Genomic DNA, 11,684 nt, shown 5'->3' with positions numbered 1-11,684 from the left:
CTAGGGCGACTGGAGGCAGACATGACCCTTAACCTGAACGTACCTTCGACCACACCAGACCTGTCTCCGCGGATCACAGTGATCGGCGTGGGCGGAGCAGGCGGCAATGCCGTCAACAACATGATCCAGACCAATCTGGAGGGTGTCGAGTTCCTGATTTGCAACACGGACTCCCAGGCCCTCAGCCAGTCGCTCTGCGAAAGGCGTATCCAGCTTGGCCGCAACATCACCCAGGGCCTGGGCGCCGGTTCGCGCCCGGACATCGGCCGCGCCGCGGCCGAGGAAGCGCTGGATGAGATCTTGACCGACCTGGAAGGCCAGCACATGTGCTTTATCACCGCCGGCATGGGCGGTGGCACCGGCACCGGGGCCGGCCCGGTGATCGCCAGGGCCGCCCGCGAGGCGGGCATCCTGACGGTCGGCGTGGTGACCAAGCCTTTCCACTTCGAGGGCGTGCATCGCATGCGCCTCGCAGAATCCGGCATCAACGAGCTGACCCAGTACGTCGATACCCTGATCATCATCCCGAACCAGAACCTGTTCCGCGTCGCCAACGAGAAGACGACCTTCGCAGACGCCTTCAAGATGGCCGACGATGTGTTGAACTCCGGCGTGCGCGGGGTCACCGACCTGATGGTCAACCCGGGCATGATCAACCTCGACTTCGCCGACATCCGCGCGGTCATGTCCGAGATGGGCAAGGCGATGATGGGCACCGGCGAAGCCGAGGGCGAGAACCGGGCCATCGGGGCGGCCGAGGCGGCGATCTCCAACCCGCTGCTCGACGATGTGTCGATGAAGGGCGCCCGCGGCGTGCTCATCAACATCACCGGCGGCATGGACCTCACCCTCTTCGAGGTCGACGAGGCGGCCAACCGCATCCGCGACGAGGTCGATCCGGAAGCCAACATCATCTTCGGCTCCACCTTCGACCAGTCGATGGAAGGGCGCATGCGGGTTTCCGTCGTGGCAACCGGCATCGACGTCGATGCCCAGACCCGGCCCAAGCCCATCACCCTCAGCGTGGTCGGCGGTCAGAAGCCGGCGACGGTTCAGGACGCGCCCGGCGGTGGCGATGCGGGCGGCGTGACCCCGGCGGTTGCCTCTGCGGCCGTCAGCAACCCGAATCCGGGCCTCTTTGCCGGCATCCCGTCGGCTCAGGCGGGCGGCAGTTCGGCCGCTGTCGAGCAGACGGCACCCATGACTTCGGCACCAATGACCCTGGGTCAGACCGCTCTGGCTCAGCCCGAGCCGGAACCCTCTGCGTTGCCCGCCAGGGTTTCCGTGGAAGAGGAGAAGGCCGAGGTTCACGCGCGGACGGAGGCGGACAGCTTCATCGCCCCGCCGCCGATGATGCCGGGGACGGCGGCGGACGATCAACAGATCATCCACGCCGAGCCCGACCCCTTCGCGGAGGCCGCCATCGCCAATGCGGTACGGACCCCTGATCCGGCTCCGGAACAGACTCCGAACAGCAGTAACGCGGTTGCCGAGCCGGCCGAACCCCGGCAGACCACCCGCTATCCGCGGATGGACCAGCCGACCCCGACCCCCGCACCGGCTCCCGCACAGAAGGCAGAAGCCGCGGCGCCCAAGCGCAGCGGTCAGAGCCTCTTCGCCAAGGTCACCGGCGGCGCGGCCAGGGCCTTGCAGGCGGCCACCCAGGGCGGTGACAGCGGGGCCCGGGCCAGCGAGACCCGGGCCAGCGAGACCGGGGCCGTGTCTCAGCCCAGTCCGCAGCCGATGCCGCAGCCGCGGCCCATGCCGGCCCGGGCCAGCACCACGGCCCCGGCACAGCGTGAGATCCCGGCAGCAGCCCAAGCGGCACCGGGCGCCGAAGCCGCGCAGCCGCACCTTGCGGGTCTCGACCCGGCGGAGCGGATCGGACAGAGCCAGGCGGAGGAGGATTTGCTGGATATCCCGGCTTTCCTGCGCCGTCAGGCCAACTGAAACTGAGCGAATTACTTCAAGAGACCGCCCGTGAAGAAGGCACGAAGTAAGGTGCAACGCGGTAACATACTGTAACAAAGAGTGATTTGAGCACTTGAGGGGGACTTCTTATAGTCCCCCTAATTGTTTTTCTATAGGTCGATTCCTGGGGGAATCCAAACAAAGGGAAAGGCTGTCGCGGAAGCGGGTCGAGAGGGCCCAACACCGCAGAAATCAGCCAAAAATCGTGGCTTTGCCCGAGCTGACCGCTCGCGGCCCGGAAAGAAAATTGCCCGTTTGCCGGGCCCGGGTTCGAAGAAACAGCGGCGGATCGGGATCAAGTAGGTAGATGAACCTGAGGACTGAGATAACCAATATGGCAAGTGATCGCGCTTCGGCAGCAAATATCGTCCGCCAGCAGACGTTGAAGAATTCCATCCACTGCTCGGGCGTGGCGCTGCATTCCGGTGCCAAGGTGAGTATGGCCCTGCACCCGGCGGAAGCGAACAGCGGGATCGTCTTCCGCCGCACCGATGCGGACGGCGGCAGCGAGATCCAGGCGCTGTGGGAAAACGCCATCGAGACGCCGCTCTGCACCACCCTGGTCGATGGCCGGGGCAATCAGATCGCCACCATCGAACATCTGATGTCCGCCCTCAGCGGCTGCGGCATCGACAACGCGGTCATCGAAGTGAACGGCCCGGAAGTGCCGATCATGGACGGCAGCGCCGCGCCCTTTGTCTTCCTGATCGAATGCGCCGGTGTGACGGTTCAGGACAGCCCGCGACGGGCCATCCGAATCCTCAGCGAAACCTCGGTTTCTGAGCCGCATCGCACGGCCAGCCTGTCGCCGGGCGCCGGCTACACGGTCGGCTTCGAGATCGACTTCGGCGATACCCTGATCGGGCATCAGGAATGGTTCACCGAGGTAACGGAAAGTGCCTTCAAGCGCGACGTTTCGCGGGCCAGGACCTTCGGCTTGGTCCAGGACGTCGAAAAGATGCGCGCCATGGGCCTGGCCAGGGGCGGTTCCCTCGAAAACGCGATCGTGTCAACGGCATGGAGATCATGAACGAAGAGGGTCTGCGCTACAGCAACGAGTTCGTGCGCCACAAGGTGCTGGATTCGATCGGCGATCTTTATCTCGCCGGCGGACCGATCATCGGGCACTTCCAGGGCGATCGGGCGGGCCACGCCCTGACCCTGCGCCTGTTGAACGCGCTCTTCGCCGATGCGGACGCCTGGGAATGGACCGATCTGACGCTCGGCAACGCTGCGGTTGCAGCCCAGATTCAGCCGGAACGGGCGGTCGCCGCCCGAGCCTGATAAAGGCCTGACCGGCACAAAACCTTTTGGAGAGGGGCCTCTAGGGGCCAGGGACCGGCCCGGTATCGTTGATACCGGGCCGGTCTTCGTTCCCGGGGTGGTCCCCGGCCTCAATTCGGCCCGTAATTGCACCGCCTCGCGAACATGAGGCCGCTTGAGACGACCGGCTCTTGGACCTATAGTCTGGCTGATGTCCGAAGATGGTCCGGCCGGACCGGATCGCTTGGGACGAAGTCGATTTCTTCGGGGTGCGCGCAGGACGCGCAGAGAGCCATGATCGCAGAAAAAAGCAGTGCCCGAGCCTTTCACCCGCTGGGCCGTCTTGCCGCCGTCTTTCTGATCGCCTTTGCGGCAGCCGCCTGCAGCTCGGACGAAGCGCCGGTTTATGTCGAACGCCCGGTCGAGGAGCTCTATAACGGCGCCCTTGATGCCCTGCAGATCGGAGAATACGAGGAGGCCGCGCGTCTCTTCGACGAGGTGGAGCGCCAGCACCCTTACTCCGAGTGGGCCTCGAAGGCACAGCTCATGGCCGCCTACGCCTTCTATCAGGAGAACCGCTACGACGAGGCGATCAACGCCCTCGACCGTTTCATCGAGCTGCACCCGGGCAGCCCCGATGTCAGCTATGCCTACTATCTGAAGGCCATTTCCTACTACGAACAGATTTCCGACGTCGGCCGGGACCAGAAGATGACGACAGAGGCGCTGAACGCCCTGGAGGAACTGGCCCGCCGCTTCCCGGACAGCAAGTATACCCGCGATGCGGAGCTGAAAATCGACCTGGCGCTGGATCATCTGGCCGGCAAGCACATGACGATCGGGCGCTTCTATCAGGACCGCAGCGAATACCTGGCGGCGATCAACCGCTTTCGCACGGTGATCACGCGCTATCAGACCACCACGCATGTCCCCGAAGCGCTGCACCGCCTGGTGGAATCCTATATGGCCATCGGCGTTCTCGAAGAAGCAAAGGCGACGGCGGCGGTACTGGGCCACAACTTTCCGGGCAGCGATTGGTACATCGACAGTTACGCCCTGCTGACCGGCGAAAACCTGAGCCCGGAGGAAAGCGAGGAGTCCTGGATCTCCAGCATCTTCTGAGGCTCCGGGCGTCCCGGGAGATCGAACGGCTGAGAGGGGAGCCGGCTGCGCTCCGGAACGCCTGAATGCTGGTCAGCCTGTCGATCCGCAACATCGTCCTCATCGAAAAACTGGACCTTAAGTTCGACCGGGGCCTGGGTGTCCTGACCGGCGAAACCGGCGCGGGCAAGTCGATCCTGCTCGACTCCCTCGGCTTTGCCCTCGGCAATCGCGGCGATGCCCGCCTGCTGCGCCCGGGCGCCGAGCAGGCCAGCGTCACCGCCGGTTTCGATGTCGCCTCCGGTCATCCGGCCTGGGCGATCCTGCGCGAGCAGGACATGGACGCCGAGGACTCCTTCCTGATCCTGCGCCGGGTGCTGGCCGCCGACGGGCGCAGCCGCGCCTATGTGAACGACCAGCCCGCCTCCGCCGGCCTGCTACGCCGCCTCGCCGACAGCCTGATGGAGATTCAGGGCCAGTTCGACCAGCGCGGGCTGATGGATCCCGCCACCCACCGAAGCCTGCTGGATGCCTATGGCAAAGCGGGGAACAAGGCGGCGAAGGTCGCCGCGCTCTGGCAGGACTGGCGCGCCACCCTGACGGCCCGCGAGGCGGCGGCAAAACGCCTGGAAGAGGCGCAGCGCGACGAAGCCTTTCTGCGTCACGCGGTGGAGGAGCTCGACAACCTCGACCCGCAGCCGGGCGAAGAAGCGGCCCTGACCGAGAAGCGCAACCGGCTGATGCACCGTGAAAAACTGATCGAAGGCATCAACGCCGCCGGCCAGGAGCTGAGCGACGAGGAGCGTGGCGCCGCAGCGGCTCTGGCCCGCAGTCAGCGCGCCCTCGCCCGCATCGCCGAAACCGCCGGCGACGCCTTGAACCCGGCGACTGAGGCGGTGGAGCGCGCTTTACTGGAATGCGAAGAGGCACAGGCCCAGTTGAACGCCTTCGCCAGCGACGTAGAACTTGAGGCCGATAGCCTGGAGGCGGTAGAGGACCGTTACTTCGCGCTGCAGGACATGGCCCGCAAGCATCACTGCGCGCCGGACGAACTGGCCGGGCTGCGCGACGACCTGGCGGCCCGCCTGGGCGCCATCGACGGCGGCGAGGCCGAACTCACCGCTCTGGCGGAACAGGCCGCCAAGGCGCGGCGCGATTATCTGGCAGCCGGCGAGGCGCTGTCGGCGGCACGGCAAAAGACCGCAAGAAAGCTCGACAAGGCCGTGGCCGCCGAACTGCCGCCGCTGAAGCTGGAGCGCGCCGTCTTTCGCAGCCGCATCGAACGGCTGGAGGAAGCCGACTGGTCGGCCCGGGGCCTCGACCGCATCGCCTTTGAGGTCGCCACCAACCCCGGCTCGGCGCCCGGGCCCCTGGGCAAGATCGCCTCAGGCGGCGAGCTGGCGCGTTTTCTCCTGGCCTTGAAGGTGGTGCTGGCCAGCATCAATCCGGAGCGCAGCCTTGTCTTTGACGAGGTCGACAGCGGCGTCGGCGGGGCGACCGCCCATGCCGTCGGCGAACGGCTGGAGCGTCTCGCCGGCGACCGCCAGGTCCTGGTCGTCACCCACAGCCCCCAGGTCGCCGCCCGCGGCGCCCAGCACTGGCAGGTTCACAAGGAGCCCGCCGGCAAGCAGATCGCCACCCGCGTTAATCACCTGGGCGAAGGCGACCGGCGCGAGGAGATCGCCCGCATGCTCTCCGGCGCCGAAATCACCGATGAAGCCCGCGCCGCCGCCGACCGCCTGATCGGCACGGCCTAGGATCAAAGCGACCCCATGAGCAAAGCCGCCCGCGCCGCCAAGGCCGTCGAAAACCTCTCCGCCGATGAGGCTGCCGCCGAACTGGCCCGCCTCGCCGCCCTCATCGCTCAGCACGACCGGCTCTATCACGAGCAGGATGCGCCGATGATCAGCGACGCCGACTACGACGCCTTGCGGCAACGTAACGAGGCCATCGAGGCCCGCTTCCCCGAGCTGCAGCGCGCCGACAGCCCCAGCCTGAAGGTCGGCGCCGCACCGGCGGCCGGTTTCGGCAAGGTCCAGCACAGCATTCCCATGCTGTCGCTGGGCAACGCCTTTGCACCGGAAGATGTCGAAGAGTTTCTGGCCCGGATCAGACGTTTCCTGGGCCTCGATGACGGCGAAGCCCTGGAGGTGATGGCGGAGCCGAAGATCGACGGCCTCTCCTGCGCCCTGCGCTACGAGGACGGCGAGCTGGTTCAGGGCGCGACCCGCGGTGACGGCACCACGGGCGAGGAGATCACCGCCAACGTGCGCACCATCGCCGACCTGCCGCAAAAGCTGAAAGGCAAAGGCTGGCCCGAAGTGCTGGAGGTGCGTGGCGAGGTTTACATGTCGCGCCACGACTTCGCCGCCTTGAACAAGCGCCAGGAAGAGGCCGGCGCGAAGGTTTTTGCCAACCCCCGCAATGCCGCCGCCGGTTCCCTGCGCCAGCTCGACCCCAAGATCACCGCTGAACGGCCCCTGCATTTCTTCGGCTATGCCTGGGGCCAGGTATCCGCCCCCTTGGGCGCAACCGTAACGGAAGCCCGCGACCGGCTGCAAAGCTGGGGCTTTTCCCTCAACGAGCCTTCCGCCCTCTGCAGCGGGCGCGACGACCTGTTGGCTTACTACGAAAAGATCATGGCCGAGCGGGCCGAGCTGCCCTTTGAAATCGACGGCGTCGTCTACAAGGTGAACCGCCTCGACCTGCAGGAACGCCTGGGCTTCGTCAGCCGGGCGCCGCGCTGGGCCATCGCCCACAAGTTTCCTGCCGAGCGCGCCGAAACCAAACTGAATGCCATCACCATCCAGGTCGGGCGTACCGGCGCCCTCACCCCGGTCGCCAACCTGGAGCCGATCTCCGTCGGCGGCGTGGTCGTCGCCCGGGCCACGCTGCACAACGAGGACGAAATCGCCCGCAAGGACGTGCGCGAAGGCGATCACGTGATCATCCAGCGTGCCGGTGATGTCATCCCCCAGGTGGTCTCTGCGGTGCTCGCCAAGCGGCCCAAGAACAGCAAGCCCTATGTCTTTCCGACCACCTGCCCCTGCCCGCTGGCAACCCCGGTGGTGCGGCCCAAGGGCGAGGTTGTGGCGCGCTGCAGCGGCGGCCTGGAGTGTCCGCACCAGCAAGTACGACAGCTAATGCACTTCGTCAGCCGCAACGCCTTCGACATCGAAGGACTGGGCGTGGAGAACATCCAGGAATTCTGGGATGCCGGACTGATCAAGGCCCCAGCCGACATCTTCCGCCTCAGGGACCACCGCGAAGCGATCCTGGAGCGTGAGCGCTGGGCCGAGCAGTCCGTTGCCAACCTGCTACAGGCCATCGAGGACAGGCGCCGCATCGGCCTCGACCGCTTCGTCTATGCTCTCGGCATCCGCCAGATCGGCGAGGCGACGGCCAAGCTCCTCGCCCGCAGCTATGGCGACTTCGCCGGGCTGCGCACCGCTATGATCGCCGCAGAGAAGGAACGCGCCGCCGCAGCGGAAGCGCGCAAGCCCGAGGAAGTCGGCGAGACCTATGCCGAGCTTTGCAACATCGAGGGCATCGGCATGTCCATGGCCGACGATCTGGTCGGTTTCTTCGGCGAAGATCACAATCTGGCGGTTCTCAACGACCTTGCAGGCGAACTCACTATCGAGGCGGTGGCGGCACCGGCCACCAGCGACTCCCCGGTCGCCGGCAAAACCGTCGTCTTCACGGGCAGCCTTCAGACCATGACCCGCAGCGAGGCCAAGGCGAAGGCCGAGTCCCTCGGCGCCAAGGTTGCGGGCTCGGTCTCCAAGAAGACCGACTACGTCGTGATCGGCGCCGACGCCGGATCCAAAGCCAAAAAGGCCGAAGCGCTCGGCCTTACCATGCTCAGCGAAGAGGAATGGCAGAACCTGATCGGGTGAAATCCGCTCGGTTAGCGCTGGTGTATTTTCTACAAGGACGTATAAGGCACGAAGGGAACCCGCTCGCGTTTGGCGGAGCGCGGCAGCAGTTCTTTGATGGCTTTCTTGAAATGATCTGTCTCCTGGTGATCTGCCCAAGCTTGCTCATTTCTGTAGAGCTCAAACAGAAAGAACTGCAAAGGGTTCGTCGGCGAACGATATGGCAGAAAGAGTTTGACCCCAGGTTCGGCCATTGTCGGCGCAATCAAACCCTCCAGGATCGCGGCAACGGCCTCTCCCTCGCCTTCTTCCGATTCGATATTGATGGCGACAACGAAACCGTCATTCAGATCACTTGGTGTGAAGCTGCTTTCCCGCACGGATATCTCTCCATAGTCCTGAGCCGGCAGTTTAGCTCGGGCAACTCAATCAAACGACGAGTTTCGCTTCGCTTATGGACGAAGTATGGAATCCGCCCACGGAAGGAATGGGGCCGACTGGCTTCGGTTTATCTCAGCGGAGCGCGCATGCTGGTCAGATGGACCGGCCAAGGTCCTTGCGTATATGGGAGAGCTTCTTGCCGATCGCGCGGCGCAACTGAAACCGCGCCCAGGGGCGGAAGAAGAACCGCGTCACCTCGCTGATGCCTTCCATCCGGATGGTGGCGACCGTGTAGGTGAGCTGCGTGCGCGCGGGGCCCATCGGCTCCAACTCGATCAGTTGCTTGTGGTCCGGCGTGCGCTTCGAGCCGGCGCTGCTGTCGATGTTCAATTCCGCAACGGATTGGCGTCTGAGCGGTTCCCAGTCCATGACCACACCGACGAAACGCTGATCGGGCATAGGCCAGGGTATGATCGGGTGGTTGGTGTGCAGCATCTCGAAGTAGGTGCCGACACCGCCGGCGTCGTGCATGTCGACAATCTCATTGTGGAAGGCGTCCGCCTGCCAGTGCAGCGGATCGTCGATCACCTGCCAGACGTCCTCCACGGGGTAGTCCAGGACAAATGACTTCCGTGCCATGACCTCAAGCTTTGGATTCTCCGTGACACGCTGGCGTGCCTGCGTCGCCCAACCAGCCGAGCCTTCTGCGCTTTCCGGGTTTTCCGGGTTTTCCGAACTTTCCGGGACCATTGTGCCACTCCTTCCTCATCGTCGCGGCACCAACTAATATTGCGTCGCTTTTCGCCTGGACAAGTCTTCCTGAAGCAGCCGGTTGATGATTGCGCCTGGTCGTTCGCAGGCCCTCAATCTCAGCTCAGACGGCGAGGACCGTTTGGCGTCTCGAATTCGGCAGTGAGGCGGATCTCGTCATCTGGCACAAAGGTGACCCGGTCGTCGGCGAAGAACGGGGCGAGACGCTCGGCGATCTCACCGGCATTGGGGTGGTGGACGCTAATCCCCACGAGACGACAACCGAGGTCAGGCATCGCGGCGCCGGGCAGCGGGCCCGGCGGCCACTCCAGAAAGGTCGGGTGTGCGCCCTCGAAGGGCATGGCGCCGTCATCGGGCACGGAGATTCGCCAGTGCAGGTTCCCCCGAGTCAACTCGGTCGCCGGACCGAGGCTCGGCTGCGCCGCCGCCAGCGCGGCATCGATGTCATTTGTGCGCAGCACCCAGGTGGCGAGCCGCGGCGGCGCTGTGCGGTTGCGGTCCAAGGCAAACCACCGCGGGTGCTTCGGCGCCGCTGCTGCGGGATCGACGGCAATGATCTCCAGGAACTCGTTCTCGCCCAGGCGCATCAGATGATTGTGGGTGCCCATCTTCGGATGCGCCCCACCCGGCGGCACCTCGACACCAAGACACGCGCGGACATGGGCAACGCCCGCCTCCAGGCTCGCTGCGGAAACGGCGATGTGATCGAAAGCAAGCCTGGGCGGCATGGAATCTCCCCGGTCGGATCAGCGATGACTTTGATGACGGCGTCGAAAGAAACGGCTGTTCGGACGTCAGATCGAGCCTGCTTCCACCATGTAGTTGTTGGCGGTACACATGGCGGCATCGTCTGAAGCGAGGAAGACCACCATGCGGGCGACGTAGACCGGCTCAATCAGATCGGGCAGGCATTGGCGGTCGCGGTGTTTTTCGATGGCCTCCGGCGTCACCCAGAGGTCCTTCTGGCGCTCGGTCATGATCCAGCCGGGCACCACCGTGTTCACACGGATGCGGTGGTCGCCCAGATCGCGGGCCATGGTGCGGGTCAGACCGTGCACTGCCGACTTCGCGGTGGCATAGGCCGGGAAACCGCCCCCGGCCTCCCACCAGGAATTGGAGCCCATGTTGATGATGGACCCGCCGCCGGCATCGATCATGTCCGGCGCCACCGCCTGGATGGCGAAGAACTGGTGGCGCAGGTTGGTGGCGATGCGGTCGTCGAAGTATTCGGCCGTGGTTTCACGCCAGTCATGGCGGTCGTCGCGCGCGGCGTTGTTCACCAACACATTCGCCGGCCCCAGCTTGGCCTTCAGCCTGCCAAAGGCGGCCCGCAGGGCATCGATGTCGCGCAGGTCGCAGATCTCAAAAGCCACCTCGCCGCCGAGCTTCCCGGTCAAGGCAGCCGACCCCTTCTGGTCCAGGTCGATGAAGCCGACCCGCGACCCCTGGGCGGCAAAGGCGCTGACGATCTCCGCGCCGATGCCCGAAGCGCCGCCGGTCACAAAGACGGTCTTTCCGGCAAGGCTGGGGTAACGGGCGAAGCTATCGGTCATCGGTCGATCCTGTTCTGAAACAAAGCGCGGCCATGCACAATAACCGGAGAAAGGTATAGGAGAAAGGCGCTGCCGCCGCTGCAACCGGAAGGCAGGCTGCGCCGGCGGGCGTTGCATGGCCAGCGCGATCGCACGCTTGGTGAATCGCGCAGTTGGTGTCATCGTACCGTCGGCATTCAGGCCAACAAGGGAGGGCAGGTTCGGTGGTCAAAGCCTCGGTCTTTCTGACAATGCTGGCGGCTGCCGGTTTCGCCATCGCTACCACCTCCGCCCGGGCGGAGGTGCGGGTACTCTTTCAGGAAGGGGCGCCAAAAGACCGCTTCGAAATCCGCAACACCGGCGGCTGCCCGCTGGGCCCGATGACCCTGACCCTGGATCTGACCGCCTCTGCCGGTGGTCTGATCTTCGATACGGCGGCTGAGGGCCCGGGGGTCCAGGTCTATCAGCCCTTGGAGGTCGTACAGGGCGCGGCCCTTCTGCGCGACCTGCCATCGGTGCAGGATGGTGGCCGCTCGATCGCCTTGATCCTGCGCGATCTTCTGCCGCGCGAAGGGGTCGCCTTTACCATCGACGTCGACGACACCCTGACACTCAGCCCGCTGGGCCAGACCCAGGTCGCCGGATCGGAAATCAAGGGCGCGGCAGTCGCTATTGCCTTCGACGGCGCCGCGCTCCCGCCGATCCAGGCGCAGTTCGACCGCAACGCGGTGGCGGTGCTGCCGGTTTCGAACTGCATTTCTTGAATGCAATCAGCGTCTGCTGCCAG

9 protein-coding genes and 1 pseudogene are annotated in these 11,684 nt (G+C 65.1%); 6 read left to right on the top strand and 4 right to left on the bottom strand.

Going from position 1 to position 11,684, the window contains the following annotated elements:
* The first annotated feature begins 21 nt into the window (after positions 1-21).
* The 5 genes and pseudogenes from ftsZ (at position 22) to ligA (ending at position 8,234) form a co-directional block, all read left to right on the top strand.
* Positions 22-1,950 carry a cell division protein FtsZ gene (ftsZ, locus tag ACP146_RS03480; protein ID WP_422365379.1) on the top strand — a complete coding sequence of 643 codons (1,929 nt, stop codon included), beginning with the start codon at positions 22-24 and terminating at the stop codon, positions 1,948-1,950.
* 385 nt (positions 1,951-2,335) lie between these two features.
* Positions 2,336-3,255: pseudogene (gene lpxC, locus ACP146_RS03475) on the top strand (UDP-3-O-acyl-N-acetylglucosamine deacetylase).
* 273 nt (positions 3,256-3,528) lie between these two features.
* The gene (locus ACP146_RS03470; RefSeq protein WP_422365378.1) at positions 3,529-4,356 is read left to right on the top strand and encodes an outer membrane protein assembly factor BamD; all 828 of its coding nucleotides are present in this window, start codon (positions 3,529-3,531) and stop codon (positions 4,354-4,356) included.
* A 65-nt stretch (positions 4,357-4,421) separates the two neighbouring features.
* Positions 4,422-6,092: a DNA repair protein RecN gene (gene recN / locus ACP146_RS03465; protein WP_422365377.1), complete on the top strand. Its 1,671-nt coding sequence runs from the start codon at positions 4,422-4,424 to the stop codon at positions 6,090-6,092.
* Positions 6,093-6,107: 15 nt separating this feature from the next.
* Entirely contained in the window at positions 6,108-8,234 is a 2,127-nt protein-coding gene (ligA, locus tag ACP146_RS03460) for an NAD-dependent DNA ligase LigA (protein ID WP_422365376.1), read from the top strand.
* A 29-nt stretch (positions 8,235-8,263) separates the two neighbouring features.
* Here the strand turns inward: ligA and ACP146_RS03455 are convergent, their stop codons facing one another.
* The 4 genes from ACP146_RS03455 to ACP146_RS03440 all read right to left on the bottom strand — a co-directional run bounded on the left by ACP146_RS03455 (position 8,264) and on the right by ACP146_RS03440 (position 10,918).
* The gene (locus ACP146_RS03455; RefSeq protein WP_422365375.1) at positions 8,264-8,593 is read right to left on the bottom strand and encodes a putative quinol monooxygenase; all 330 of its coding nucleotides are present in this window, start codon (positions 8,591-8,593) and stop codon (positions 8,264-8,266) included.
* 154 nt (positions 8,594-8,747) lie between these two features.
* Positions 8,748-9,344, bottom strand: a complete 597-nt coding sequence (locus tag ACP146_RS03450; RefSeq protein WP_422365374.1) for an SRPBCC family protein — start codon at positions 9,342-9,344, stop codon at positions 8,748-8,750.
* Positions 9,345-9,463: 119 nt separating this feature from the next.
* Complete coding sequence (locus ACP146_RS03445; RefSeq protein WP_422365373.1) at positions 9,464-10,093, bottom strand: VOC family protein; 630 nt, start codon at positions 10,091-10,093, stop codon at positions 9,464-9,466.
* A gap of 66 nt (positions 10,094-10,159) precedes the next feature.
* Positions 10,160-10,918: an SDR family NAD(P)-dependent oxidoreductase gene (locus ACP146_RS03440; protein WP_422365372.1), complete on the bottom strand. Its 759-nt coding sequence runs from the start codon at positions 10,916-10,918 to the stop codon at positions 10,160-10,162.
* A 203-nt stretch (positions 10,919-11,121) separates the two neighbouring features.
* Between ACP146_RS03440 and ACP146_RS03435 the strand changes: the two genes are divergently transcribed.
* A complete protein-coding gene (locus tag ACP146_RS03435; protein ID WP_422365371.1) occupies positions 11,122-11,661 on the top strand; it encodes a hypothetical protein in 540 nt (179 codons plus the stop codon).
* Positions 11,662-11,684 lie beyond the last annotated feature (23 nt).

Source organism: Pelagibius sp. (assembly GCF_965249265.1).
In the GTDB taxonomy this organism is placed as follows: Bacteria; Pseudomonadota; Alphaproteobacteria; order Kiloniellales; family Kiloniellaceae; genus Pelagibius.
Note: the sequence above shows the minus strand (reverse complement) of the source record. Positions and strands in the feature narration are given on the sequence as shown.